This window comes from Serratia grimesii, assembly GCF_900186025.1.
GTDB lineage: Bacteria > Pseudomonadota > Gammaproteobacteria > Enterobacterales > Enterobacteriaceae > Serratia > Serratia grimesii.
Genome location: NZ_LT883155.1, coordinates 1235444 through 1262343, shown reverse-complemented (window position 1 = coordinate 1262343; position 26900 = coordinate 1235444). Strand labels below are relative to the sequence as shown.

Annotated in this window: 19 protein-coding genes and 6 tRNA genes; 19 read left to right on the top strand and 6 right to left on the bottom strand. The window is 52.2% G+C overall.

The features are described from left to right. Positions 1–45: 45 nt before the first annotated feature. From SGBXF1_RS05850 to nagE, 5 genes are all read right to left on the bottom strand, one after another. Positions 46–2703: a beta-N-acetylhexosaminidase gene (locus SGBXF1_RS05850; RefSeq protein WP_186427962.1), complete on the bottom strand. Its 2658-nt coding sequence runs from the start codon at positions 2701–2703 to the stop codon at positions 46–48. Positions 2704–2717: 14 nt separating this feature from the next. After that, positions 2718–3044: a ChiQ/YbfN family lipoprotein gene (gene chiQ, locus SGBXF1_RS05845; protein WP_037418067.1), complete on the bottom strand. Its 327-nt coding sequence runs from the start codon at positions 3042–3044 to the stop codon at positions 2718–2720. Positions 3045–3103: 59 nt separating this feature from the next. Continuing rightward, positions 3104–4507 carry a chitoporin ChiP gene (gene chiP / locus SGBXF1_RS05840; protein ID WP_037418064.1) on the bottom strand — a complete coding sequence of 468 codons (1404 nt, stop codon included), beginning with the start codon at positions 4505–4507 and terminating at the stop codon, positions 3104–3106. Between the two features lie 580 nt (positions 4508–5087). Continuing rightward, positions 5088–6752: a glutamine--tRNA ligase gene (glnS, locus tag SGBXF1_RS05835; RefSeq protein ID WP_037418061.1), complete on the bottom strand. Its 1665-nt coding sequence runs from the start codon at positions 6750–6752 to the stop codon at positions 5088–5090. A gap of 251 nt (positions 6753–7003) precedes the next feature. Then, the gene (nagE, locus tag SGBXF1_RS05830) at positions 7004–8950 is read right to left on the bottom strand and encodes a PTS N-acetyl glucosamine transporter subunit IIABC (protein ID WP_037418058.1); all 1947 of its coding nucleotides are present in this window, start codon (positions 8948–8950) and stop codon (positions 7004–7006) included. Positions 8951–9284: 334 nt separating this feature from the next. Here nagE and nagB point away from each other — a divergent pair, with 334 nt between their 5' ends. The 12 genes from nagB to SGBXF1_RS05770 all read left to right on the top strand — a co-directional run bounded on the left by nagB (position 9285) and on the right by SGBXF1_RS05770 (position 17822). Further along, positions 9285–10085: a glucosamine-6-phosphate deaminase gene (gene nagB, locus SGBXF1_RS05825; protein ID WP_012005664.1), complete on the top strand. Its 801-nt coding sequence runs from the start codon at positions 9285–9287 to the stop codon at positions 10083–10085. An 18-nt stretch (positions 10086–10103) separates the two neighbouring features. Then, the gene (gene nagA, locus SGBXF1_RS05820; protein ID WP_061806874.1) at positions 10104–11243 is read left to right on the top strand and encodes an N-acetylglucosamine-6-phosphate deacetylase; all 1140 of its coding nucleotides are present in this window, start codon (positions 10104–10106) and stop codon (positions 11241–11243) included. Between the two features lie 27 nt (positions 11244–11270). Beyond that, a complete protein-coding gene (nagC, locus tag SGBXF1_RS05815) occupies positions 11271–12491 on the top strand; it encodes a DNA-binding transcriptional regulator NagC (protein ID WP_037418052.1) in 1221 nt (406 codons plus the stop codon). Positions 12492–12558: 67 nt separating this feature from the next. After that, the gene (locus tag SGBXF1_RS05810) at positions 12559–13311 is read left to right on the top strand and encodes an HAD-IIA family hydrolase (protein WP_037418050.1); all 753 of its coding nucleotides are present in this window, start codon (positions 12559–12561) and stop codon (positions 13309–13311) included. A gap of 284 nt (positions 13312–13595) precedes the next feature. Then, positions 13596–15050: a chitinase ChiC gene (gene chiC / locus SGBXF1_RS05805; RefSeq protein WP_186427961.1), complete on the top strand. Its 1455-nt coding sequence runs from the start codon at positions 13596–13598 to the stop codon at positions 15048–15050. A gap of 289 nt (positions 15051–15339) precedes the next feature. Then, positions 15340–17004 carry an asparagine synthase B gene (gene asnB / locus SGBXF1_RS05800; RefSeq protein WP_130379563.1) on the top strand — a complete coding sequence of 555 codons (1665 nt, stop codon included), beginning with the start codon at positions 15340–15342 and terminating at the stop codon, positions 17002–17004. A gap of 220 nt (positions 17005–17224) precedes the next feature. Beyond that, positions 17225–17301, top strand: a tRNA-Met gene (locus tag SGBXF1_RS05795). Between the two features lie 8 nt (positions 17302–17309). Beyond that, positions 17310–17394, top strand: a tRNA-Leu gene (locus tag SGBXF1_RS05790). Between the two features lie 28 nt (positions 17395–17422). Beyond that, positions 17423–17497: transfer RNA gene (locus tag SGBXF1_RS05785), tRNA-Gln, on the top strand. A gap of 41 nt (positions 17498–17538) precedes the next feature. After that, positions 17539–17613 (top strand) — tRNA-Gln (locus SGBXF1_RS05780). A gap of 38 nt (positions 17614–17651) precedes the next feature. Then, positions 17652–17728: transfer RNA gene (locus SGBXF1_RS05775), tRNA-Met, on the top strand. 19 nt (positions 17729–17747) lie between these two features. Continuing rightward, positions 17748–17822: transfer RNA gene (locus SGBXF1_RS05770), tRNA-Gln, on the top strand. A gap of 99 nt (positions 17823–17921) precedes the next feature. On the opposite strand, the gene ubiF is transcribed toward SGBXF1_RS05770, so the two are convergent. Beyond that, on the bottom strand, positions 17922–19103 hold the full coding sequence (gene ubiF / locus SGBXF1_RS05765) for a 3-demethoxyubiquinol 3-hydroxylase (RefSeq protein ID WP_037418041.1): 1182 nt from the start codon (positions 19101–19103) through the stop codon (positions 17922–17924). A gap of 196 nt (positions 19104–19299) precedes the next feature. Here ubiF and miaB point away from each other — a divergent pair, with 196 nt between their 5' ends. The 7 genes from miaB (at position 19300) to SGBXF1_RS05730 (ending at position 26759) form a co-directional block, all read left to right on the top strand. Next, positions 19300–20724, top strand: coding sequence for a tRNA (N6-isopentenyl adenosine(37)-C2)-methylthiotransferase MiaB (gene miaB / locus SGBXF1_RS05760; protein ID WP_037418039.1), 1425 nt, complete (start codon positions 19300–19302; stop codon positions 20722–20724). Between the two features lie 138 nt (positions 20725–20862). Next, entirely contained in the window at positions 20863–21198 is a 336-nt protein-coding gene (locus SGBXF1_RS05755; RefSeq protein ID WP_037418037.1) for a zinc ribbon domain-containing protein YjdM, read from the top strand. A gap of 215 nt (positions 21199–21413) precedes the next feature. Beyond that, a complete protein-coding gene (locus tag SGBXF1_RS05750; protein ID WP_037418034.1) occupies positions 21414–22469 on the top strand; it encodes a PhoH family protein in 1056 nt (351 codons plus the stop codon). Further along, complete coding sequence (ybeY, locus tag SGBXF1_RS05745) at positions 22466–22939, top strand: rRNA maturation RNase YbeY (protein ID WP_020825630.1); 474 nt, start codon at positions 22466–22468, stop codon at positions 22937–22939. The genes SGBXF1_RS05750 and ybeY overlap by 4 nt, the downstream gene beginning before the upstream one ends. Before the next feature lie 84 nt (positions 22940–23023). Next, positions 23024–23902, top strand: a complete 879-nt coding sequence (gene corC / locus SGBXF1_RS05740; RefSeq protein ID WP_037418030.1) for a CNNM family magnesium/cobalt transport protein CorC — start codon at positions 23024–23026, stop codon at positions 23900–23902. A gap of 7 nt (positions 23903–23909) precedes the next feature. Continuing rightward, on the top strand, positions 23910–25439 hold the full coding sequence (lnt, locus tag SGBXF1_RS05735; protein ID WP_130379559.1) for an apolipoprotein N-acyltransferase: 1530 nt from the start codon (positions 23910–23912) through the stop codon (positions 25437–25439). A gap of 423 nt (positions 25440–25862) precedes the next feature. Beyond that, positions 25863–26759 (top strand): amino acid ABC transporter substrate-binding protein, encoded by an 897-nt coding sequence (locus SGBXF1_RS05730; protein WP_037418024.1) that lies wholly within the window; start codon positions 25863–25865, stop codon positions 26757–26759. Positions 26760–26900 lie beyond the last annotated feature (141 nt).

The window sequence follows — 26900 nt, the reverse complement described above, 5'->3', positions numbered from 1 at the left end:
ATCAATAACGGCCCGCCTGCGAACAGACGGGCCGTGGTTCAGGATTTACACTTTCTCGGCGCGGCTATAACGCTTACCGTCCGGGCTTATTGCACGAATGTGCACGTCACCGCTGACACTAGGCTTAGTTTTGGCATCGTACCGCTGCCATTGCTTGCCACCATCTGTAGAATACTCAATGCCCAGACCCGGCAACGAGATATTCGCCTCCAGTTTGCCACCTACCACGCGAGCGCCCGGCACTGGCAGCCGATAACTCACGCCACCTTTGTCCAGTTTTGCCAGCTCTCGTTGGCCAAGGAGGTTAGCAAAGCGCAGCCAATCACGATCCAGTTTCTTCGTGTCGACAAAGTGGGTTTCCCCGCCTTTATACTCCCGACCTGCCTGGTAATCTTGCTCCCAACTTGCCCGATGCCATGCACGTTCTGCCACCGACAACGAGCGAGGGAATATCATGTATTCCATTTCTGCGTCGGTGCGTTGGGTTTCACTCCACATCTGGGCAGAGATACCGTAAGCGCCCGGCCAAGGTTTGTCGCTCTTGGCGGTAAAATGATTGCCATCACGGTCAACCGAGGTTTCCGCATTTTGCGGCAAGTTGTTCGGGGCAAAGCTGAACATTTTCTGTTCGTCACTGAAACGGGTGCCCCAGTAATAGCCACGCTCGTCCGGGTTCACCTCATACGGGAAATCCATGTAGACATAATCCGGGTTGGACAGGATCACTTCGTAGCCTTTGTTGGCCCAATCATTGGCACTATCAAAACCGCCCCAATATAAGGTATCCCAGAAATTCACCCCGACACGTTCAGTAGCGAAAGCCTTGGCATTCTTCGCATCTTTCAGGCCATCCTGCCAAGCCTGCATTCTGTCGATGCCATGCGCTTTCACCAATTGGCTAACTTCGACACCAAAGTAGCTTGGCAGGTGTTCCATATCCGCGACTTTACCGTCTTTGATCATCGCCTGGCACACCTGGGACTTCGCCCATGGTTTGTCTTCTTTACTCTGATCAATGATGCCCTTACCCGACTCTGGATTGGTACGATCGGTATAACCGGCACCTAAACGAATGTTTTTCGCCTCGTCGCCGCCAAAATGCCAGGTACGCAGCGGTTGGCCTGCCTCTTTGTGCATTTGGGCAATCTCACCAATCACCTTATCGACAAAGCGCTTAGACGAGTCCAGGCATGGGTTAAGGTAACTCTGGCGGTTAAAGTACTGAACCGAGGTCGTATTAGAGGTATCGGTCGGATCCACCAAACGGAATTCGTTGGCCTCTTGCTCTTTACCCGCAGCATGCAGCTTTTTATAACGTGCCTCCATTGAGACCACCGCTGCACGGGCATGCGCCGGCATATCGATTTCTGGGATCACTTCAATCTTGCGCGCCTGAGCGTACTTGATAATGTCGATGTAATCCTGACGAGAGAAGAACCCACCGTAGACGTCAGGCCCATGACCGTACTGTGGTAACAAGCAGGTAGTTTCACTCAAATCATGGCAGCGCTGCCCCCCGACTTCCGTCAACTCCGGTAAGCCGGGGATGGCGATACGCCAACCTTCATCATCACTCAGGTGAAAATGGAATTTATTGAGTTTGTAAGCCGCCATCTGATCGAGTAAGCGCAAAACCGCATCTTTTTGATGGAAGTTACGTGCGACGTCCAGGAAGATGCCGCGATACTGGAAGCGCGGTGCATCTTTAACATCCAGCATGGCAATTTTAGCGCTGCCGTCGGAAGGAATCAGCGACAGTATAGACTGCAGGCCGTAGAAAACTCCGGCCTGATCGAAACCGATGACCTGTGCTCCCTTATTGCCAATGTTCAACTCATAGGCACCGGGCACCGCCAACTCGCCGTTGAATTTTCCTGGCTGGATGTCAGTCTTTATCGGATACCCATTCGCGTTATGGGTTATACCCAATAAGGCAAAGCGTTGGGTTGCCGCATCTGCTGCCGGTTTGGACAGTGCACTTAACTCCAGTGCTACGCCATTACGCAGATCCACATCCTGAGGATGTACTTTCACATCCAGCGGCGTGGGTACGATCTGACCGCGTAGTGACGCTGTCGGCAAGGTTTTCAGCTCGGCATTTTTTGTGAAGCGGGAGGCTGGCGTCATTAAGATGTTGTTGTCATCCTTGATGCGCTTCCACTGGTCACCCGTAAAGGGAGCAACAAACTGACTCAGATCTTCGGTGTCGGTATTGATCAGGATTTTTGGCTTGGCATCACCTGAAGTGGCATACCAGCGCGGCACAAAGTCTGTTTTAAACAACTGCCAGTATTCTGCAATAATAGGAATATCAACCGTTTGTCCCGCAGGGAAACCGGTAAACTTATCGGTGGGCTCCAGTTTATACAGATCACCCGTCAGGTGAGATATTTTGAATTGATCGTTGTCCACCCGCATTGTCTGGCGAGCGCTGTGGAAGTAAATCGCCCAGTCGTGGCCTTTAATCTCCTGATTATCATTGGTCAGGCTGATCAAGACCTTATTGCATGCTGCCCAATCGGCACCCAGCTTCCCACAATCCAGGCCACTGTCTGCGGCCCGGTTATCGACCATTTTCAAATTCAGTTTCAACTGGCTAAGTTGATCCACCAATTGCTGATTGGCCATCGCGTTCCCCACGCTGCCAAATAATCCAACGGTTGCCGTCAATGCAGCAAGCGCACTCAATTTGAATTTATTCATCTTTAGCATCATCCTTAATTATTGTTATCGTGAATCTCTTTCCAAATTTTGCCGCACTTGGCGTCATAAGCCTGGCCGTTGCCGCTATGAACCGCTTGAATGCAGTTCTGATAATCCATCACCCGCACCGTTTCCTGCTCGGCAAACTGCTGATGTTGTTTCTCTTGTTTCAGCACATTCAGTACTGCCTTACATGGCTGCAACCTTTCTGGCGAACCTTCGGCGGTGTTAATACAGGCACTGTAAGCCTGTTTCAATTTGACATCTTCCGGCGGTGCTGCTGGCTGTACACAAGCACTCAGCGTGACAGTTGCGGCCAACATCAACATGATTTTTTTCATCAAAATTTTCCCGTTAAGTGGCGAAAACACTGTCCCCGGCGTTGCCGCCGGGGAACGCATTAGAAAATGGTGAATGGCGCGATAACCATGAATTTGACGTCTTTCTCGTCCTGGAAAATGTTGCCGTAACCGCCGCCCCAGCTTGGGATGTTGGTGTGGTTGTCATACTGGGTGTAGTGCAGTTTCAGTAAGGTGCCTTTGGCGCGGCCTTCCTGAATGGTGTACATCGCGTCCAGGCTCCAGGCGCTCTCTTTCAGTCGCTGGCTCTGGTCATACATTGGGTTGGTACTCGGTTTTGCATCCCAGGCGTAAACGTAAGAACCGCCCACGGCCATACCCGGCAGGTTCCAGTTGCTCAGGTCGTACATCACACCGGCGTAAACCGCTTTTTCGCCGTTGGCGTTAAAGTCGGAACGGTTATCCCACCACACATCGAGACGACCGTTGGAGGAGGCGTAAGTTGGGGTCATACGTTGCAGGAAGTAACCCTGGTTGCCCTCGGCCTTGACCATGGTTCCTTCCAGGCGCCAGTTAAACTGCCCCGTGGTGTAGCCAAAAGTCAGCGCCTGCAACCAAGCTAACCCGTCATAGATGCTGTTAGGATCATTCTTGTCGCTAATACGATCTTCCGTACCGTAGAACTGGTAGCTGGTCGTCAACGGGTTGCCTACCAGATCGAATTTATAAGATGCTTTGGTGAAGTACTGGTTTACATAACCCTGGGCCTGACCGAATGCCGCTTCCAGTACAAAGTCGTTTTTAAAGTCATACTTCGCACCAAGGGAGTGAAGGTAGGAGACGCCCGTTTTTTTATCGTTCTGGCGGAAGTCATCCATTTCGATATGCCATGGCGCTTTGTACTTATTGGTCCACATGTAGGAGAAGCTCAATGCTCCTGCGTCGCCATAGTCAAACTTGGCGCCAGCCTCAGCCCCTTGATAGGTGCCCGGCATAAAGCTCCAGTGCGGAGCCAGCAGAGTTTGGCCGGTTGGCTGGATATAACCGGCACGTGCCCAGACAGGGCCATACTTGAATTTACCTGCAGCTTTATACAGGCTGATGCCGCCTTTATCGCCGCTGTAATCTTCATCATAGGTACGGTTTTTGGAAGAGAACGCAATTTCGTTCGGATGGCCGCTGGCACTGGACTCGGCCAGCTCAATGGCGGTAAAGGCCCCTACGTCCAGACCGAACATGTCCCAGGCGTAACCCGACGCGAAATCCAGGCTCAGGTTGGCCGTCGAATGTGACAGGTTAGTGGTGTATTTATTGTAATCGTCACTGGTCGGATTGAGATCTTTACGGTCGCGCTCACGCTGCCAGTAATAAACACCGCCGGTCATCGTGGAATCATCGACAAACCCTGCGGCTTTCGCCTCAGGGGCCATGGCAAACCCTGTTCCCAACAGCGCACCCGCGACTGCGAGCGCCAGCGTTTTACGCTGAGCACCGTGCGTACCCATAATGAAATTCCTCTTTGACTTAACTTTAAAAGTTGCAGCCGCCCGTGTTCACCACTGCCCTGCACGACTGCTAATAAAAAACCCAACCGGGTAAAAAATAATGCTGACAGAGCTCAAACCCCACAGCACTTATTGCTACATCTAGACTATTTTTCGCGACGCGAATTATCAAATGAATTATGAGAGAGATTTGTCAAAGTATGACAAAGAGCACATATCGATGAGATTTTGTTACGTGGCTATGCAAAGAGGGTGACGAATAAAAAATTCAATAAAATCAGAATAAACAATGATACAAGGTCAACCAGAGACGATTAATGGTTTCAGCTTAATCAAAAAGGTCAGTCAGAAGAAAAAATATGAGAGCGCTCTCTAAATGACATTAATTCGCATCGCGAATATATAAGACAATGTTATATTACTAATGATTTATATCAAGAAATTACTGATGCACCGGGCAGATAAAAATTTAAAAATAGATTGAGAAAATAAAACGCTTAGAAGGGAATAAACAGCGAAGGCGGGCATAAAAAAAGCGCAACTCACGTTGCGCTTTTTCGCGTTAACACTATTTCAGTACTCAGGCGTCAATTTTAGCCCAGGTATCTCGCAGGCCAACCGTGCGGTTGAACACCAGGTGTTCAGCCGAGGAATAGCGGCTGTCAGCACAGAAATAACCTTCACGCTCGAACTGGTAGGCTTTTTCAGGCTGTGCGGCCGCCAGGCTTGGCTCCACGAAGCCGTGCTTGATAACCAGTGACTCAGGGTTGATGGTGGTGAGGAAGTCCTCTGCCGCCGCCGGGTTTGGCACGTTGAACAGACGGTCATACACACGAATTTCCGCCGGCAGCGCATGCTCAGCAGACACCCAGTGGATTACGCCTTTTACCTTGCGGCCATCGGCAGGATCCTTGCTCAAGGTATCTGGATCGTAGCTGCAGAAAATAGTGGTGATCTCGCCTTCAGCGTCTTTCTCAACGCGCTCTGCCTTGATCACATATGCATTACGCAGACGTACTTCTTTACCCAATACCAGACGCTTGTACTGCTTGTTGGCTTCTTCACGGAAGTCGGCGCGATCGATATAGACTTCACGGCTGAACGGCACTTCACGGCTGCCCATTTCTGGTTTGTTCGGGTGGTTAGGCATGGTCACCATTTCCACGCCGGTGGTCATATTTTCGATGACAACCTTCACCGGATCCAGCACGGCCATCGCACGTGGCGCATTCTCGTTCAGCTCTTCACGAATACAAGCCTCAAGCGCCATCATTTCGACGTTGTTATCTTGCTTGGTCACGCCGATACGCTGACAGAACTCGCGGATTGACGCAGCGGTATAACCACGGCGACGCAGACCAGAAACGGTCGGCATACGCGGGTCATCCCAGCCTTCAACGATCTGCTCAGTCACCAACTGGTTCAGCTTGCGCTTCGACATGATCGCGTACTCGAGATTCAGACGCGAGAATTCGTACTGACGCGGATGACAAGGGATAGTGATGTTATCCAGCACCCAGTCATACAGACGGCGATTGTCCTGGAACTCCAGCGTACACAGCGAATGGGTGATCCCTTCCAGCGCATCGGAAATGCAGTGGGTGAAATCGTACATCGGGTAGATGCACCATTTGTTGCCTGTCTGATGATGCTCAGCAAATTTGATACGGTACAGCACCGGATCGCGCATCACGATAAACGAGGACGCCATATCAATTTTGGCACGCAGACAAGCGGCACCTTCGGCGAACTCACCGTTGCGCATTTTCTCAAACAGCGCCAGGTTCTCTTCTACGCTGCGGCCACGGTATGGGCTGTCTTTGCCCGGCTTGGTCAGGCTACCGCGATATTCACGGATCTGCTCAGGCGACAGTTCGTCGACATAGGCCAAGCCTTTACTGATCAGCTCCACCGCATACTGGTGCAGTTGATCGAAGTAATCTGAGGAGTAACGAACGTTACCGCTCCACTCAAAGCCCAACCACTCCACGTCGTGTTTGATCGACTCAACGAACTCGATGTCTTCTTTTACCGGGTTAGTGTCATCGAAACGCAGGTTGCACTGGCCTTGATAATCTTGGGCAATGCCAAAGTTCAGGCAGATGGATTTAGCATGGCCGATATGCAGATAGCCATTTGGCTCTGGCGGGAAACGGGTATGAACAGACGCATGTTTCCCTGACGCCAGATCTTCATCAATGATCTGGCGGATAAAATTGGTTGGGCGGGCTTCTGCCTCACTCATTTCACTATTCCTCAATGCAAAGCGCTACACATAACCGCCTATGATCCAACAAGCCACGCCCGGAAACAACCGTTTGTTTCACGAAAAATGCGGAGCATTGCACCACGATGGATCGCAGCCCCCTTTCAGGGCCCCCTTATCTCTTCATCATCCATAAAAAAGCGGGAAGAGATTACTCTCTTCCCGCCAAAGGTAGGGTGCGTTCCGTCATGACTCGTTAAACACCCTGGGTACTACTCAGGTAAAACAGTTTATTTTTGGATCTCAAACAGTTTGGTCTGGCCAGCCACCACAGAGCCGGTCGCCAGCGCCGTCAGACCCGCGTAATCGTCAGAGTTACTGACCACAACCGGGCTGATCATCGAACGAGCATTGGCGTTCAGGAACTCCAGATCCAATTCAAGGATTGGCTGACCGGCTTTCACCTCAGCACCCTCTTCAACCAGACGTTTGAAGCCTTGGCCGTTCAGCGCTACGGTGTCGATACCCATGTGCACCACAATCTCCGCACCCTTGTCCGTTTCCAGACAGAATGCATGATTGGTGTTGAAGATTTTCACAATGGTACCATCAGCAGGTGCAACTACGGTTTTATCGGTCGGGCGAATCGCCAGGCCGTCGCCGACGGCTTTACTGGCAAAGGCTTCATCAGGAACCTGATCCAACGCCACCACATCACCCGTTACCGGAGCCACCAGCGACTCAAAGGCCACTTTAGGTGCATTAGGTACGGCCTGTGATTTTGCGACATTCACGCCAGCAGCCGGTGCGACTTCTGCCGCAGGAACCGGACCGGTAGCAATGACTGCACGCATACCATCAGCAATAGCTTCAGCTTTAGATCCCACGATAACCTGAACGGTTTGCTTGTTCAGTTTCACCACGCCTGAAGCCCCCAGGCGCTTACAGCTTGCATCGAGTACTTTTGAAGAATCTTTAACAGTCAGACGTAAACGCGTGATACAGGCATCAATGCCGGTCAGGTTGTCAGAACCACCGATGGCACCAATGTAGCTGCGAGACAGTGCACGCAGGCCTTCATCCGTATTGCTGTTAGCTTCAGGTGCGACGACATCATCAGACGCATCTTCACGGCCCGGAGTTTTCAAGTTAAACGCACGGATAATGATAGAGAACAGCACGAAGTACACTGCGAAAGCGACCAGGCCCATCACAACCAGCATCCAGACGTTCTTGCTGGCAGCCGGCAAGTTATACATCAACACATAGTCGATGGCGCCTGCAGAGAAGGAGAAGCCAGCGTGGATGCCCAGCAACGTAGCAACAAACAGACTGATACCGGTCAAGATAGCGTGGACCAGATACAGCAGCGGAGCCAGGAACATGAACAGGAATTCAAGTGGCTCGGTTACACCGGTCAGGAAGGCAGTCAACGCAACAGACAGCAGCATCCCGCCCACCATTGGGCGACGTTCTTTTGGTGCTGCGAAATACATGGCTAATGCCGCACCCGGCAGACCAAACATCATGATTGGGAAGAAGCCGGACATGAACATCCCGGCAGTACCGTCACCTGCATAGAAGCGGTTGATGTCACCGTGGAAGATGGTGCCGGCAGCATTGGTAAACTCACCAATCTGGAACCAGGCAATGGTGTTCAGTACCTGGTGTAAACCGGTTGGGATCAGCAGACGGTTAACGAAACCGAAGATGCCGGAACCGATCGCGCCCATGGAAACAATCCATTCACCGCCTGCGTGGATAGCATTCTGTACCGGTGGCCAGATATAACCAAAGACAGCAGCAAGGATTAAACAGAAAAAGCCGGTAGCGATTGGGACGAAACGCTTACCGCCGAAGAATGAGAGGAACTCAGGCAGTTTGATGCCGGACCAGCGGTTATAAACCGCACCGCCCACCAGGCCGGTAATGATACCTGCCAACACACCCATATTGATTGCTGGGTTAATAGTGACCATTGCTTTGGTCAGGATGAAGTAACCCACCGCGCCCGCCAATGCAGCGGAACCGGCATTGTCTTTCGACCAGGTTGCCGCCACACCGATAGCAAAGATTAACGCCAGGTTATCGAAGATTGATCCACCGGCCTGTGCGATGAACGAAATATTGAGTAAATCAGGCTGCCCGAAGCGTAGCAAAAGCGCCGCAACGGGCAGTACTGCGATTGGCAGTTGCAACGACCTGCCCAATCTTTGGAAAAAGCCGAGTATGTTCACCTTAATATTCCCCCTAATGCCCTTTTATGGGCTTTATCATATTTTACGCAAGCGCCATCACACACTGCGATTAACTCTGGACGAGCGACAACAAGTGGAGTGTAAAAAAATTATTTCGTATCGCAAATTAAAACCTCCTTTTTTGTGATTTATATCACCAAAAAGCAGTCTTTAGCTGCCACATTGCTAGCCATCACACAAAACTTATTTTATCATTAAAAAAATCATCGAACCTGACGCTTCACGCGAGAATCATAAAGCTGGGTTACGCTTAGGACTCTTGCACAGGCTCGAACCAGTATAGCTTTAGTTTTCTTACCCTAAGAGGTGTTAGATGAGACTTATCCCACTGAAAGATACTGCACAAGTCGGCAAATGGGCCGCCCGCCATATCGTCCAGCGCATCAACGCATTCAAGCCTACTGCGGAGCGTCCGTTTGTGCTCGGCCTGCCAACCGGTGGTACTCCACTGGAAGCGTACAAACATCTGATTGCGATGCACAAAGCAGGTGAAGTAAGCTTTAAGCATGTGGTGACTTTCAACATGGATGAATACGTTGGCCTGCCGCAGGAACACCCGGAAAGCTATCATACCTTCATGTACCGTAATTTCTTTGATCACGTTGATATCCCAAGTGAAAATATCAACTTGCTGAATGGTAATGCACCGGACGTTGACGCCGAGTGCCGCCAGTACGAAGCAAAAATCAAATCCTACGGCAAAATCAATCTGTTCATGGGTGGCGTCGGCATTGACGGTCATATCGCGTTTAACGAGCCGGCTTCGTCTCTGGCATCGCGTACTCGCATCAAAACGCTGACTGAAGATACCCGTATCGCCAACTCCCGCTTCTTCGGCGGTGATGTCAGCCTGGTACCGAAGTTTGCACTGACCGTGGGTGTAGGTACGCTGCTCGACGCAGAAGAAGTGATGATTCTGGTGACCGGCCACGCCAAAGCACAAGCTCTGGAAGCCGCAGTGGAAGGCAATATCAACCACATGTGGACCATCAGTTGCCTGCAATTGCATGCCAAAGCTGTTGTGGTGTGCGATGAGCCATCCACCATGGAACTGAAAGTCAAAACCGTTAAATATTTCCGCGAATTAGAAGCGGAAAGCGTTAAGAGTCTTTAATTCTTGCAGGGGGCTACGATGTTCGCTTTAACCCACGGCCGTATTTTCACCGGCCACGACGTACTTGACGACCACGCAGTTATTATCGCTGATGGGCTGATTGAACGAGTCTGCCCGCTGGCTGAGCTGCCGGCCGGCATTGAAACGCGCGATCTGGGTGGCGCTATCCTGGCCCCCGGTTTGATTGACGTGCAACTTAACGGCTGCGGCGGCGTGCAATTTAACGATTCGCTGGACGCCATTTCGGAAGAGACGCTGGAAATCATGCAGCGTGCCAACGAAAAATCCGGCTGTACCAGCTATCTGCCAACGCTGATCACCAGCAGCGACGAATTTATGAAGCACAGCATCGACGTGATGCGCGCTTATCTGAAAAAACATCCGAATCAGGCGCTTGGCCTGCATCTGGAAGGGCCATATCTTAGCCCGCTGAAGAAAGGCACCCACAACCCAGCGTTTATCCGCAAGCCAACCAGCGAGATGATCGACTACCTGTGCGCCAACGCTGATGTGATCACCAAAGTCACGCTGGCACCGGAAATGGTGGAGCCACACTTTATCAAACAGTTGACCGCAGCAGGCATCGTAGTGTCCGCCGGTCACTCGAATGCGACTTACGATCAGGCCCGCACAGGCTTTGCTGCCGGCATTACCTTCGCCACTCACCTGTATAATGCGATGCCGTATATTACCGGGCGTGAACCTGGGCTGATGGGGGCAATTTTCGATACGCCGGAAGTCTATACCGGCATTATCGCTGACGGTCATCATGTGGCCTGGGCGAGTATCCGTAACGCCAAACGCATGAAAGGTGATAAATTGGTGCTGGTCACTGACGCTACCGCTCCGGCGGGTGCCGATATTGACCAATTTATTTTCGCCGGTAAAACAATATACTATCGCGACGGGCTGTGCGTAGACGAAAACGGCACCCTGAGTGGCTCTGCGCTGACCATGATTGACGCGTTGAAGAACAGCGTTGAGCACGTCGGTATCGCGTTGGACGAAGCACTGCGTATGGCAACGCTGTATCCAGCACGTGCCATCGGCGTGGATCACCGTTTAGGCACGATCGAAGCCGGTAAGGTGGCGAACCTGACCGCATTTACCCGTGATTTTAAGGTCACCAAAACGCTCGTTAACGGTAACGAGGTTTAATTTAATGAACAGCGAGTAAAATTATTGATGAGTACTGGCGGACAGGCACAGATAGGGAACGTTGACTTAGTCAAGCAACTCAACGGCGCGGCGGTTTACCGTCTGATCGACCAACAAGGTCCGATCTCGCGCATTCAAATAGCCGAACTGAGCCAGCTAGCGCCCGCCAGCGTCACTAAAATTACTCGCCAGCTGTTGGAGCGCGGGCTGATCAAAGAAGTCGATCAGCAAGCCTCCACCGGCGGTCGCCGCGCCATTTCCATTGTCTCCGAAACCCGGCATTTCCATACCGTGGCTGTGCGCCTTGGTCGTCATGATGCCACCATCACCCTGTACGACATGAGCGGGAAATCGCTTGGTGAAGAACACTACCCGTTGCCGGAGCGTACCCAGGAGACACTGGAAAATGCGTTGTTCATCGCCATTTCACAGTTTATCGAAAGCTACCAACGCAAGCTGCGCGAGTTAATTGCCATTGCAGTGATCCTGCCTGGCTTGGTTGATCCTGCGCTAGGCGTGGTGCGCTATATGCCGCACATCAGCGTCAACAACTGGGCGCTGGTCGACAACCTGCAACAACGGTTTAATGTCACCAGTTTCGTCGGCCATGACATTCGCAGCCTGGCATTAGCTGAGCATTACTTTGGTGCCACCCGCGACTGTGAAGACTCTATTTTGGTGCGTCTGCACCGTGGTACCGGTGCCGGCATTATCGTCAACGGCCAGATTTTCCTGGGCAACAACGGCAATGTCGGTGAAATTGGTCACATTCAGATCGACCCGCTGGGCGAACGCTGCCACTGTGGTAACTTCGGTTGCCTGGAAACCGTTGCCGCGAACGCCGCAATTGAACACCGCGTACGCCAATTGTTGACCCAAGGTTACCCAAGCAAGCTGACGCTCGACGACTGTAGCATCGCCGCCATTTGCAAAGCCGCTAACCGCGGTGATCTGCTGGCCAGCGAAGTGATTGAGCACGTCGGTCGTTATCTCGGTAAAGCCGTCGCTATTGCCATCAATCTGTTTAATCCACAGAAAGTGGTGATCGCCGGTGAAATCACCGAGGCGGAAAAAGTGCTGTTGCCGGCAATCCAAAGCTGCATTAACACTCAGGTGCTGAAGGACTTCCGCAAGAATCTGCCGGTGGTCACCTCCGAACTCAATCATCGCTCGGCGATCGGCGCTTTCGCCCTGGCCAAGCGGGCGATGCTCAACGGCGTGCTATTGCAGCGATTGCTGGAAAGCTGATCCGTCGCTTCAGGCAGGTGTGCTATCTTCGCGTTTTGCCTGCCGCAAATCATGAGAAACAGCAACAATGACAATCAAAAACGTTATATGTGATATCGACGGCGTGCTGCTGCATGACAACACGCCGGTCCCCGGTGCCGATCTTTTCCTGGCGCGTATTCAGGAACAAGGTATGCCACTGGTCGTTCTGACGAACTATCCGTCACAGACCGCGCAAGATCTGGCGAACCGCTTCTCCGCTGCCGGGCTTGACGTCCCAGAGAGCGCTTTTTATACCTCAGCCATGGCTACCGCCGACTTTCTGCGCCGTCAGGAAGGCAAAAAAGCCTACGTGGTCGGTGAAGGTGCACTGATCCACGAACTGTATAAAGCCGGCTTCACCATTACCGATATCAACCCAGACTTTGTGATCGTCGGTGAAACTCGCTCCTATAACTGGGACATGATGCACAAAGCCGCCTACTTCGTGAATAATGGCGCACGCTTCATTGCCACTAACCCGGATACTCATGGGCATGGCTTCGTACCAGCCTGTGGTGCACTCTGTGCGCCGATTGAGAAAATTACCGGGCGTAAACCATTTTACGTCGGCAAACCAAGTCCGTGGATCATCCGTGCCGCACTAAACAAAATGCAGGGGCACTCGGAAGAAACCGTGATTGTTGGCGACAACCTGCGCACCGATATCCTGGCGGGCTTCCAGGCGGGTCTGGAAACCGTCTTGGTCCTGTCTGGCGTTTCGACGTTGAACGATGTAGAAACCATGCCGTTCCGTCCGAGCTACATCTTCCCTTCCGTTGCCGATATCAATATTTTCTAATACCTGTGGTGGCCATTACGGCCACCCTTATACCCGTCATACTTGAGGCTGCGTTTATGCGCCCAGCCACACAACTATCTATGTCTCCGTGAACTTACAAATTTGTCTTATCAAGGAGATTCCTATTTTTAGGCTATATTCCCCCACGTTGAATTTAATTTATTATTGCCCGCTAAAGGTTTCACTCCATCTTCGTTAAAAATCCGCACTATATATTTACGCCCCGCCAATAATCCCTATTGACGGCAAGTGGAAATAATCTTACCTAAAATAACGAGGTTACCATGAGCACCAATAATATTATTAATGCACAAGTCGCAGATGACGCCGCAATCATGCCAGACATGTCCAATAAGAAAATCATGATGGGCTTTTGGCATAACTGGGCCGCAGGCGCCAGTGACGGTTACCAGCAAGGTCAGTTCGCCAATATGAACCTGACAGACATCCCGGCTGAATATAACGTGGTTGCTGTGGCATTTATGAAAGGCGAAGGTATCCCAACTTTCAAGCCTTACAACCTATCTGATACCGAGTTCCGCCGTCAGGTCGGCGTACTGAACAGCCAAGGCCGTGCGGTGCTAATTTCATTGGGCGGTGCTGACGCTCACATCGACCTGAAAACCGGCGACGAAGACCGGCTTGCTAATGAAATTATCCGTTTGGTGGAAACCTACGGTTTTGATGGTTTGGACATCGATCTGGAACAAGCCGCCATTGGCGCTGCTAATAATAAGACCGTCTTACCAGCAGCATTGAAAAAAGTAAAAACACATTATGCAGCAGAAGGCAAAAACTTCATTGTCAGCATGGCGCCAGAATTCCCTTATTTACGTACCAACGGCACTTACCTAGATTATATTAATGCACTCGAGGGTTATTACGACTTTATCGCGCCACAATATTATAATCAGGGCGGTGATGGGATCTGGGTCGATGAAGCCAATGGTGGTAAAGGTGCCTGGATCACTCAAAATAATGATGCCATGAAAGAAGATTTTCTGTATTACCTGACGGAAAGTCTGGTTACTGGCACCCGTGGTTACACCAAAATCCCTGCGTCCAAGTTTGTTATCGGCTTGCCAACCAACAATGATGCCGCCGCTACCGGGTATGTGGTCGATAAGCAAGCCGTATATAACGCCTTTGCACGCCTTGATGCCAAAGGGCTGTCTATCAAAGGTCTGATGACCTGGTCGGTTAACTGGGACAATGGCAAGAGCAAAGCCGGTGTGGCCTATAACTGGGAATTCAAAACACGTTATGCCGCACTCATCCAGGGAGGTGTAACACCACCGCCGGGAAAGCCTGATGCGCCAACGGCGTTAAACGCCAGCGCGATAACGTCTACATCCCTTACGCTGAACTGGGCGGCGGCCAACAGCGCCAATCCGGTCAGCCAATATACGGTTTATCGTAATGGCACCGCGATCGGCCAAACCGGTGGTTTGTCACTGCAAGACAGCGGTCTCACACCGGCAACGCAATACAGTTATTTTGTCACCACTACCGATAACAAGGGCAACACCTCATTGCCGAGCAGTGCACTGGCCGTGAAAACGGCTGACGGCAGCACGCCTCCGGATCCTGGTGTCACTGAATGGCAAAACAACCACAGCTACAAAACCGGTGATCTAGTGACCTACAAAGGAAAGAAATACACCTGCCTGCAAGCACACACTTCTAACGCCGGATGGACACCGGATGCAGCCTTCACACTCTGGCAGTTGACTGCCTGATAGTCCGCAATGAGTTGCCGGTAAAATTCTCCGGCAACTCATCTATTCATCAAAAAATTGCATTATCGTTAATTTTAACCATCATTAACCGAACATCCGCTAATATTCACCCTACCCCAAACAACTATTTTCTAGCGCAGCGCTAAAACGCTTGCATCCCCTGTTGGTTTTGACGCATTTTCATAAACACAACGCAGCAAAAGCGCGCCATCATTGATGAGCCGTCCACGCTGCCTATAACAGCAAAAACAACATCACAGTCTATAAAAGTCGTTAGGAGAGTCGGTATATGTGTTCTATTTTCGGTGTGCTCGATCTGAAGTCTGATCCCGTTGAACTGCGTAAAAAAGCATTGGAGCTGTCCCGTCTCATGCGCCACCGCGGGCCGGATTGGTCCGGTGTTTACGCCAGCGATAAAGCCATTCTGGTGCATGAGCGCCTATCGATTGTCGACGTCAACAATGGCGCACAACCGCTGTACAACGCGGCACATACCCACGTTCTGGCTGTTAACGGTGAGATTTACAACCACCAGGCGCTGCGCCAACAACTGAGCGATCGCTATGCGTTCCAGACCGGCTCCGACTGTGAAGTGATCCTGGCGCTGTACCAAGAGAAAGGCACCGATTTCCTCGACGATCTACAGGGCATGTTCGCCTTCGCACTCTATGATTCAGAAAAAGACGCTTATCTGATTGGCCGTGACCATCTGGGTATTATCCCGCTGTACATGGGCCATGATGAATTCGGCAACCTGTATGTCGCCTCTGAAATGAAAGCGTTGGTGCCAGTTTGCCGCACCATTAAAGAATTCCCGGCAGGCAGCTATCTGTGGAGTCAGGACGGCGAGATCCGCGAATATTACCAGCGTGACTGGTTCGATTACGACAATGTCAAAGACAACGTCACCGACGCCAATGCCCTGCGCAACGCACTGGAAGACTCGGTGAAAAGTCACCTGATGTCCGACGTGCCCTACGGCGTACTGTTGTCTGGCGGCCTGGACTCTTCCGTAATTTCCGCCATTACCAAAAAATACGCCGCACGCCGCGTGGAAGATCAAGAGCGCAGCGAAGCCTGGTGGCCGCAACTGCATTCATTCGCCGTCGGTTTAGAAGGCTCCCCAGACCTGCGTGCCGCGCAGGAGGTAGCAAACCACCTGGGCACCGTGCACCATGAAATTCATTTCACCGTGCAAGAAGGCCTGGATGCCATTCGTGACGTGATTTATCACATCGAAACCTATGACGTGACAACTATTCGCGCCTCGACCCCGATGTACCTGATGTCACGCAAGATCAAAGCGATGGGTATCAAGATGGTGCTGTCTGGCGAGGGAGCAGACGAAGTGTTCGGTGGCTACCTGTACTTCCATAAGGCGCCGGATGCACGCGAATTCCATGACGAAACCGTACGTAAGCTGCTGGCACTACATATGTTTGACTGTGCTCGCGCGAATAAAGCAATGTCTGCCTGGGGTGTAGAAGCACGCGTACCCTTCCTGGATAAAAAATTCCTCGACGTGGCGATGCGTATCAACCCGAAAGACAAAATGTGCGGCAATGGCAAAATGGAAAAACATATCCTGCGCGAATGTTTTGAGTCCTATCTGCCTGCCAGCGTGGCTTGGCGCCAGAAAGAGCAGTTCTCCGACGGCGTTGGTTACAGCTGGATCGACACGCTGAAAGAAGTCGCTGCCAAGCAAATCAGCGATCAACAGCTCGAAACCGCACGTTTCCGTTTCCCGTACAACACGCCTGCGTCCAAAGAAGGCTACCTGTATCGCGAAATCTTTGAAGAGTTGTTCCCACTGCCAAGCGCGGCCGAATGCGTACCAGGCGGCCCGTCAGTGGCCTGCTCTTCCGCGAAAGCCATCGAATGGGATGAGTCATTCAAAAAGATGGACGATCCTTCTGGTCGTGCAGTCGGCGTTCACCAAGCCGCCTACAAATAATCGTCCGACGTTTTATTCCTTGGGCGGGCCTTCGGGTCCGCCTTTTTGTTGATGTTTTCAACCATTAATCGCCTGAATTGATGATTTTATCGCCATACTGTTCACAACCCAGACAAACAACACATCAGGTCGCTTTTTTGGGAAAAAACTTGTTGACGCAAAACGGCCATATACGCATAATGCGCCCCGCAACGCCGATGAAGGTTGCGCGAAAAAAGATGGCTACGTAGCTCAGCTGGTTAGAGCACATCACTCATAATGATGGGGTCACAGGTTCAAATCCCGTCGTAGCCACCATCTTTTTTGCGGGAGTGGCGAAATTGGTAGACGCACTAGATTTAGGTTCTAGCGCCGCAAGGTGTGCGAGTTCAAGTCTCGCCTCCCGCACCATTTCATTCATCGAGTTGCAGGCATCTAATGGGGTATCGCCAAGCGGTAAGGCACTGGTTTTTGATACCAGCATACCCTGGTTCGAATCCAGGTACCCCAGCCATTTTTTAAATGGTCGATGCTAAAAAAAGTTAAACATGTTGATGGGGTATCGCCAAGCGGTAAGGCACTGGTTTTTGATACCAGCATTCCCTGGTTCGAATCCAGGTACCCCAGCCATCATCACTTTTGACTTTGAAAGTAAAATATCGACAAATGGCTACGTAGCTCAGCTGGTTAGAGCACATCACTCATAATGATGGGGTCACAGGTTCAAATCCCGTCGTAGCCACCATATTTTACTGTCACACCATTGGGGTGTCGCCAAGCGGTAAGGCTCTGGTTTCTGATACCAGCATACCCAGGTTCGAATCCTGGCACCCCAGCCACATTTAGAAAAGCCCGCTTAGGCGGGCTTTTTGCTTTTCTGCGCTTGGTGAAATCGTGTTATGCGGGCGCAACCTACTGCGCCCTACAGGAAAACCTCACTACAGCCCCAACGCGTATTTCAGCGCATGCTCCTTCAGCTTGCCCGCCCGCTGAGCTGCCATCAGTGCAATATTGCGAACCACGCTGAGCGGCGCCAAGTTATTGCTAAAAGCGGTATAAAAGAGATCCATACCACTTTGCATCAGCAGATTATCGGTACGGCGACGACGCTGATAACGCATTAGCACGGCTTCGCTGCTCCAGTCCTCGCCCTGCTCCCGTGCATCACTCACTACGGCCAACAACGCTTCCACATCGCGATAGCCCAGGTTAACGCCCTGTCCAGCCAGTGGATTAATGGTATGGGCCGCATCACCGAGCAATACCAAACCTGGCAATACATAACGCTGAGCATGTCGACGTGCCAGTGGGAACGAGCCGGCAGCATGTACTTTTACCGCTCCCAGACGTGCAGGAAATGCCTCTGCGATTTCCCGCTCCAACTGCACTGGCGGCATTGCTTGCAGCTGACGGATGCGTTGTGGGCTGTCGTACCACACCAACGAAGCCCATTGATCATATAGCGGCAGGAAAGCACGCGGCCCGGAAGGGAAAAACTGCTGCCAGGTCACATCCTGTTGCGGTGCTCCGGTATCGACGGTGATCAGCATGCAGGACTGGCGATACTGCCAACCGTTAGTGCCAATAGCCACCAAATTGCGTACCTGTGAGTTGGCACCGTCAGCCCCCACCACCAGACGCGCCTCTAGCGTCTCAGAAGAGTCCAATGTCACTTGCCAATGGTTATCGGCACGTTGCAGAGAACGCAGTCTGGCGGGGCAGCAGAGCGTCAGATTTTCGCATTGTTCCAATTGTTGCCACAGAGCCAGTTGCAGAATGCGGTTCTCCACCATAAAACCCAGTTCAGGCAGACCGAGCGAGACGGCATCAAATGCCACCCGTGAAGATGCCCACTCCCAGGTTTCCAGGCGACGATACGGTGCCGTACGCATGGCTTGTACCGCTGGCCAGGCACCAAGTTGTTTGAGTAACCCCACCGATGTGCAGCCAATCGCAGAAATGCGCAGATCCGGTGGACTTTGCGCATCGAACGCTTGCGGCGCCTGATGTTCCAGCAAGGCCACGGACCAACCCGCCTGTGCCAGCCCCAGAGCAGCGGCAGCACCGACCATTCCGCCCCCGACCACCACGGCGTCATACCGTTTTTGAGAAGTGTTCATATTGGCTATATTTTCTTAGTGGATTATCGCCATCCCCACCGGCATGGCGTTTGGCATCAGTGTAACGGATTTTTAATTTGGCTTCAGGTTGCATGCCGTTTTCCCCACGCTGGTCACAACGGCGTCAAATGTTTACAATAGTACCCTGCATGTCGCGTATCGCAACTTTCGCTCCGCACTGAGTAATGGCAAGTCAATGACGAAAAAACTACATATAAAGACCTGGGGCTGCCAGATGAATGAATACGATTCATCAAAAATGGCAGACCTGTTGAACAGCACGCACGGCTTCGAGTGGACCGAAAACGCCGAAGAAGCGGACGTGCTGCTGCTGAACACCTGCTCGATCCGCGAAAAAGCGCAAGAGAAAGTTTTCGCCATGCTGGGGCGCTGGAGATTATTGAAAGAGAAAAACCCGGCGCTGATCATCGGTGTGGGCGGCTGTGTCGCCTCCCAGGAAGGTGAATTGATCCGTACGCGTGCCCCCTGCGTAGACGTGGTGTTCGGTCCGCAGACCCTGCACCGCCTACCGGAAATGATCAACCACGTGCAGGGCACTCGCAGCCCGGTGGTCGACATCAGCTTCCCGGAAATCGAAAAATTCGATCGGCTACCGGAACCACGCGCTGAGGGGCCAACGGCCTTTGTCTCTATCATGGAAGGCTGCAACAAGTACTGTACCTTCTGTGTAGTGCCTTATACCCGCGGCGAAGAAGTCAGCCGCCCAAGCGACGACGTGCTGTTCGAAATCGCACAGTTGGCAGCGCAAGGCGTGCGGGAAGTGAATCTGCTTGGCCAGAACGTCAACGCCTACCGCGGTGCCACCTACGACGGCAACATCTGTTCGTTCGCTGAACTGCTACGTCTGGTGGCGGCCATTGACGGTATTGATCGCATCCGTTTCACCACCAGCCACCCGATCGAGTTCAGTGACGACATCATCGCCGTGTATGAAGATACGCCAGAGCTGGTCAGTTTCCTGCATCTGCCGGTGCAGAGTGGCTCAGACCGCATCCTGACCATGATGAAACGTGCGCACACTGCACTGGAATACAAAGCGATCATTCGCAAACTGCGCAAGGCGCGTCCAAACATTCAGCTCAGCTCAGACTTCATCATCGGCTTCCCGGGCGAAACCCAGGCCGATTTCGAGCAGACCATGAACCTGATTGCCGAGATCAACTTCGACGCCAGCTTCAGCTTTATTTATTCGTCACGTCCGGGCACCCCCGCGGCCGATATGGTTGATGACGTCAGCGAAGAAGAGAAAAAGCAGCGGTTGTACATTCTGCAAGATCGCATCAATCAGCAGGTCCTGCAGTTCAGCCGTCGCATGCTGGGTACCGTACAGCGCATTTTGGTGGAAGGCACCTCGCGCAAAAGCGTGATGGAATTAGCCGGTCGTACCGAATGCAACCGCATGGTGAATTTTGAAGGCACGCCAGACATGATCGGCCAGTTCGTCGATGTAGAAATCACCGAAGTCTTGACCAACTCACTGCGTGGCGCAGTGGTGCGTACCGAACAGCAGATGGATCTGCGCGTACATGAATCCCCGCAGTCGGTGATCGCCCGTACCCGCAAAGAAAACGCTCTGGGTGTCGGCATCTACCAACCCTAACGCTGTTTTCACCTGGCGCTAAACGTGGCGATCGCGCTTCCCGCCGCCACGATAATGTTTATCCTTATTATTTCTCTGTCGGGCCACGCGCCCGGCAATTTTCTTTTTTTATTTTTTTGATTAAAGAGGCGACATAACATGCAACTCCCACACTGCCCGAAGTGCAACTCCGAATACACCTATCAGGACAACGCCATGTTCATCTGTCCTGAATGTGCCCACGAGTGGAGCGACAGCGCCCCAGCAGAAGACAACGATGCACTGATTGTTAAAGATGCCAACGGCAACCTGCTGGCCGACGGCGACGCCGTGACCGTGGTAAAAGATCTGAAGGTCAAAGGTAGCTCTTCAATGCTGAAGATTGGCACCAAGGTGAAGAACATCCGCCTGGTGGAAGGCGACCACAACATCGACTGTAAGATCGATGGGTTTGGTCAAATGAAGCTGAAATCCGAGTTCGTGAAAAAGAACTGATCCGCAGACATTACTCTCACGTTATTACGCGGCTGTTTAGGCCGCGTTTTTCCTCTATCAGCCCTTGAATTTCGCCGTCGGCGCACAGATAGATCATGGGTAAACTTGCGCCAGTGCGTCGCACCATGAATAATTCAAGGTAGAGAACCTCAGGTTTTGCCCTGAATGCGCGTACCGAAAATCAACCAGGCCCGATATGAGCCTTGAGGAATAGTTTGAACGTCGCAACACAAGAAATTTTGTTAGAGCCGGCAGACAATAAGCGATTACTCAGCCTGTGCGGCCCGTTTGATGAGAACATCAAACAACTCGAACGCCGGTTGGGTATTGAGATCAACCGCCGTGACAATCGTTTTAAGCTGATTGGCAAGAACCCGTGCGTGGTTGCCGCCGCCGATATTCTGCGCCACCTGTATGTGGACACCTCCCCTATCCGCGGTGTCATTCCGGATATCGATCCGGAACAGATTCATCTGGCTATCAAAGAAAGTCGGGTGCTGGAACAGGTTGCTGACAGCGTGCCGGATTACGGTAAAGCCGTCACCATTAAAACCAAACGTGGCATGGTGAAACCGCGTACGCCGAACCAGGCACAGTACATCGCCAATATTCTCGATCATGACATTACCTTCGGCATCGGCCCTGCGGGGACCGGTAAGACCTATCTGGCGGTTGCTGCCGCGGTAGATGCACTGGAACGTCAGGACATTCGTCGTATTCTGCTGACTCGTCCTGCCGTCGAGGCCGGTGAAAAACTGGGCTTCCTGCCCGGGGATCTGAGTCAAAAGGTCGATCCTTACCTGCGCCCTTTGTACGACGCCCTGTTTGAAATGCTGGGCTTCGAGCGTGTAGAAAAGCTGATTGAACGCAATGTGATTGAAGTTGCGCCGCTGGCCTATATGCGCGGTCGTACCCTCAACGATGCGTTTATCATCCTTGATGAAAGCCAGAACACCACCATCGAACAGATGAAGATGTTCCTGACGCGTATCGGCTTCAACTCAAAAGCGGTGATTACCGGTGACGTGACGCAGGTAGACCTGCCACGCAACCAAAAATCCGGCCTGCGCCACGCGATGGAAGTGCTGGCGGACGTCGAAGAGCTGAGCTTCAACTTCTTCCACAGCGAAGATGTGGTACGACATCCGGTCGTTGCCCGCGTGGTGATCGCCTATGAAGCCTGGGAAGCCGCCGAACAGAAACGCAAAGACGCCATTAACGAACAACGTAAGCGCGAGGCGACTATCGCCTCCGAGCAGGAGATACCATGAGTCAGGTGATTTTGGATCTGCAGATTGCCTGTGCAGACAGTAACGGTCTGCCAGACGAGGCCACCTTCCAGCGCTGGCTGGAAGGTGTGCTACCGCAGTTTCAAGAAGAGGCCGAAGTGACCATTCGCCTGGTAGACGAGGCCGAAAGCAACGAATTAAACCTGACTTATCGCGGTAAGGACAAACCCACCAATGTGCTGTCATTCCCGTTCGAAGCCCCACCGGGTATCGAGCTACCGCTGCTTGGCGATTTGATCATCTGCCGTCAGGTCGTTGAACAGGAAGCGGTTGAGCAAGAGAAGGCACTGGAAGCGCACTGGGCGCATATGGTTGTTCACGGTAGCCTTCATCTGCTAGGGTATGACCACATCGAAGACGATGAAGCCGAAGAAATGGAGTCTTTGGAAACCGAAATCATGCACGGCCTGGGCTACCCGGACCCGTACCTGGCGGAAAAAGACCCTCTCTGACGTCAGCTGATTTCCCCACAGCCCCTGTATGGGGCTGTCGCTGACTCCCCTAACTCTGACATGAGTGATGTTAACTAAAACGCCATGAGCGACGACCATTCACAAAGCAATGACAGCCCCAGTCCCAAGAAGGGGTTCTTTACTCTTATCCTTAACCAGCTGTTCCACGGCGAACCCAAAAACCGTGGTGATCTGGTAGAGCTGATCCGTGATTCCGAGCAAAACGACCTGATCGATCCCGATACCCGAGACATGCTGGAAGGCGTGATGGATATCGCCGAGCAGCGCGTGCGCGACATCATGATTCCGCGCTCCCAGATGGTGACGCTCAAGCGCAACCAAACGCTGGAAGAGTGCCTGGACGTGATTATTGAATCCGCCCACTCGCGCTTCCCGGTGATCAGCGAAGATAAAGATCACATCGAAGGCATTTTGATGGCCAAGGATCTGCTGCCGTTTATGCGGGCAGAATCTGAAGCATTTAGCATCGACAAAGTGCTGCGCACCGCAGTGGTGGTGCCGGAAAGTAAGCGAGTTGACCGGATGCTGAAGGAGTTCCGCTCCCAGCGTTATCACATGGCCATTGTCATTGATGAATTCGGCGGCGTATCCGGCCTGGTCACTATCGAAGACATTCTGGAGCTGATTGTCGGCGAAATTGAAGATGAATATGATGACGAAGACGATCTGGATATCCGCCAGCTCAGCCGTCATATGTATACCGTGCGTGCGTTGGCACCGATTGAAGACTTCAATGAAGCCTTCGGCACTCACTTCAGTGATGACGAGGTCGACACCATCGGTGGTCTGGTGATGCAAGCCTTCGGTCATCTGCCTGCGCGGGGGGAAACCATTGAAATCGAAGGTTACCTATTTAAAGTTGCGATGGCCGACAGTCGACGTATCATCCAGGTTCATGTAAAAATTCCGGACGATTCTCCGCAACCGAAACTGGAAGACTAAATTAAACATGGCTAAAGCCTCTTTCCTTGAACGCCAGTGGGTTCGCGCCCTACTGGCGCTGTTGACCGGTGCCAGCGGTACGCTGGCATTTTCTCCTTACGATATCTGGCCTGCGGCCATTGTCTCCTTGTTTGGCCTGCTGGCCGTTACCCTGAATCGCACAACCAAACAGTCCGCTTTACTTGGTTTCTGTTGGGGCTTCGGTCTATTCGGTACAGGCATTAACTGGGTTTACGTCAGCATTGCTGACTTCGGTGGCATGCCCTTCTCCGTCAATATTTTCCTGGTCGCGTTACTGGCCGCCTATTTGTCGCTGTATACCGGGCTGTTTGCCGGGCTGCTGGCACGACTGTGGCCTGCCACCCGTTGGTACCGCCTGGCCATTGCCGCGCCGGTATTGTGGCAAGTGACCGAGTTTCTGCGTGGTTGGGTACTGACCGGTTTCCCTTGGCTACAGTTCGGCTACAGCCAGCTCAACGGGCCGTTAAAAGGCATTGCGCCGCTGATGGGGGTCGATACCATCACCTTTATGCTGATGGCGATCGCCGGACTGCTGGTCTATGCCGTGAATCAGCGCCGTATCACGCCAGCGGTGGTTGCCGTCGCGCTGCTGCTGTTACCGTGGCCACTGCGCCAATTGCACTGGTTTACCCCACAGCCGGACAAAGCAGTCAACGTCGCGATGGTTCAGGGCAACATCGCCCAGTCGATGAAATGGGATCCGAAGGCGCTGGTCAGCACATTACAGACCTATCTGGATGAAACGCGCCCTTATGTGGGCAAAGCGCCGATCATCATCTGGCCGGAATCCGCCATCCCTGACTATGAAGCCAGCCAGAATGGTTTCCTGACCATGATGGATGATCTGATGCGTGCCAAAAACAGCAGCCTGATCACCGGCATTGTTGACGTGCGTGCAACACCGCAGGGGCAGCAAATTTACAACAGCGCCATTGTATTGGGCGAACCCACACCCTATACCTACCCGGCCAAAGACCGCTACAACAAGCACCATTTAGTGCCGTTCGGCGAATTTGTCCCGCTGGAGACGTTGTTACGCCCACTCGCCCCATTCTTTGATCTACCCATGTCTTCCTTCAGCCGTGGCGATTATGTCCAGCCACAGCTCAGTGTGAAGGGATATAACCTGACTGCGGCGATCTGTTATGAGATTGTCTTGGGCCAACAGGTTCGCGACAACTTCCGTCCGGATACCAACTTCCTGTTGACCATATCCAATGACGCCTGGTTCGGCCATTCTATCGGCCCGTGGCAGCACTTCCAGATGGCGCGTATGCGTGCTCTGGAGTTGGGCCGTCCGCTATTGCGCAGTACCAACAATGGTGTCACTGCCGCCGTTGACGCTAACGGCGAGGTGATCGCGGAGATTCCGCAGTTCACCCGTAAGGTACTAGAAGTGAAAATGACACCAACCACCGGCATCACACCTTATGCCCGCTTTGGCGCCACGCCATTGTGGATCATTACTTTACTGCTCGGTGGCCTGGCGCTGATCCTCAAACTGCGTCGTAAATAATCCCGTGGGGCGTTGCCGTTGGCACGCCCCCCTCAATGCCCCCGCTTTTCCATAACCTCTCATATCGTCACAGTTTGAAATCCCGCTGACATAAACCATTGCTAAATCAACGTTTCTGGCACACTCCTTGCTTTAATTACTCTGTAATTGATGACCGATTTACTTTTACTGACGCTTTGTCGCACTTGTGCACAACTCGAGAGCATGAGCGGCACCATATAGGTGCATTGAGATTTTGTTGCATTAATTTGGTGCGCGTGGCGTCTCAAAAAATGAAACATTTTAGTTTCAATCCGTTCACAATCGGCTATTTTCTAACGGTTATCAGTACTAAGACTATCTTTATAACTTAAGCAATAGACCTCCATTTTGAATCTGATGCTCTTTGAATTTGAGCCACCACAACAGCAAAGGAGTTGGACCATGCAAATGCGTAAATTGGCGTTATCGTTACTGCTGATCGGTATGGCGGGTAGCGTAGCCCATGCGGAAGAACTGACCGGTACGCTGAAGAAAATCAAAGATAACGGCGTGATCGTTGTCGGCCACCGCGAATCATCAGTGCCGTTCTCCTACTACGACAACCAGCAGAAAGTTGTGGGTTACTCCCAGGACTACTCCAACCAAATCGTTGATGCTGTTAAGAAAAAACTGAACCTGCCTAACCTGCAGGTAAAAATGTTGCCAATAACGTCACAGAACCGTATTCCGCTGCTGCAAAACGGGACCTTTGATTTCGAGTGTGGCTCAACCACTAACAACCTTGAGCGCCAAAAACAGGCCGCCTTCTCCGACACCATCTTCGTGGTCGGCACCCGCCTGTTGGTGAAAAAAGGCTCTGACATTAAAGATTTCAAAGATCTGGCCGGTAAACCGGTAGTCGTGACGTCTGGTACCACCTCTGAAGTGCTGCTCAATAAGCTGAACGACAGCAACAAAATGAACATGCGCATCATCAGCGCCAAAGACCACGGTGACTCATTCCGTACCCTGGAAAGCGGCCGTGCCGTAGCCTTTATGATGGATGACGCCCTGCTGGCAGGTGAGCGCGCGAAAGCGAAGAAACCGGACCAATGGGAAATTCTTGGAACGCCGCAATCTCAAGAAGCCTACGGCTGTATGCTGCGTAAAGACGATCCTGAGTTCAAAAAACTGGTCGATGACACTATCGCTCAGGCACAGACTTCAGGTGAAGCAACAAAATGGTTCGATAAGTGGTTCAAACAACCTATCCCACCAAAGAACCTCAACATGAACTTCGAACTGTCAGACGACATGAAGAAATTGTTCAAAGAACCTAACGATAAAGCATTGAACTAATAGAACAAGAGCTGGGGCGGCCACCAGGCCAAACCAGCCCTGTTGATGACTGGGACAGACAGGAATGCGGGAGGCCGTTCCCCTCTCGCATTTTCCCCTATAACGAACCACTGATGCCCGCACACATAAGTCAGCCCGACT

Excerpts from the sequence above, each read along its gene's own strand:
- asnB (WP_130379563.1), top strand. The coding sequence starts at position 15,340 with ATGTGTTCTATTTTCGGTGTGCTCGATCTGAAGTCTGATCCCGTTGAA.
- SGBXF1_RS05755 (WP_037418037.1), top strand. The coding sequence starts at position 20,863 with ATGCAACTCCCACACTGCCCGAAGTGCAACTCCGAATACACCTATCAG.
- nagB (WP_012005664.1), top strand. The coding sequence starts at position 9,285 with ATGAGACTTATCCCACTGAAAGATACTGCACAAGTCGGCAAATGGGCC.
- SGBXF1_RS05810 (WP_037418050.1), top strand. The coding sequence starts at position 12,559 with ATGACAATCAAAAACGTTATATGTGATATCGACGGCGTGCTGCTGCAT.
- chiC (WP_186427961.1), top strand. The coding sequence starts at position 13,596 with ATGAGCACCAATAATATTATTAATGCACAAGTCGCAGATGACGCCGCA.
- corC (WP_037418030.1), top strand. The coding sequence starts at position 23,024 with ATGAGCGACGACCATTCACAAAGCAATGACAGCCCCAGTCCCAAGAAG.
- ybeY (WP_020825630.1), top strand. The coding sequence starts at position 22,466 with ATGAGTCAGGTGATTTTGGATCTGCAGATTGCCTGTGCAGACAGTAAC.
- ubiF (WP_037418041.1), bottom strand. The coding sequence starts at position 19,103 with ATGAACACTTCTCAAAAACGGTATGACGCCGTGGTGGTCGGGGGCGGA.
- SGBXF1_RS05730 (WP_037418024.1), top strand. The coding sequence starts at position 25,863 with ATGCAAATGCGTAAATTGGCGTTATCGTTACTGCTGATCGGTATGGCG.
- chiQ (WP_037418067.1), bottom strand. The coding sequence starts at position 3,044 with ATGAAAAAAATCATGTTGATGTTGGCCGCAACTGTCACGCTGAGTGCT.
- glnS (WP_037418061.1), bottom strand. The coding sequence starts at position 6,752 with ATGAGTGAGGCAGAAGCCCGCCCAACCAATTTTATCCGCCAGATCATT.
- lnt (WP_130379559.1), top strand. The coding sequence starts at position 23,910 with ATGGCTAAAGCCTCTTTCCTTGAACGCCAGTGGGTTCGCGCCCTACTG.
- SGBXF1_RS05850 (WP_186427962.1), bottom strand. The coding sequence starts at position 2,703 with ATGAATAAATTCAAATTGAGTGCGCTTGCTGCATTGACGGCAACCGTT.
- chiP (WP_037418064.1), bottom strand. The coding sequence starts at position 4,507 with ATGGGTACGCACGGTGCTCAGCGTAAAACGCTGGCGCTCGCAGTCGCG.
- miaB (WP_037418039.1), top strand. The coding sequence starts at position 19,300 with ATGACGAAAAAACTACATATAAAGACCTGGGGCTGCCAGATGAATGAA.
- nagA (WP_061806874.1), top strand. The coding sequence starts at position 10,104 with ATGTTCGCTTTAACCCACGGCCGTATTTTCACCGGCCACGACGTACTT.
- nagC (WP_037418052.1), top strand. The coding sequence starts at position 11,271 with ATGAGTACTGGCGGACAGGCACAGATAGGGAACGTTGACTTAGTCAAG.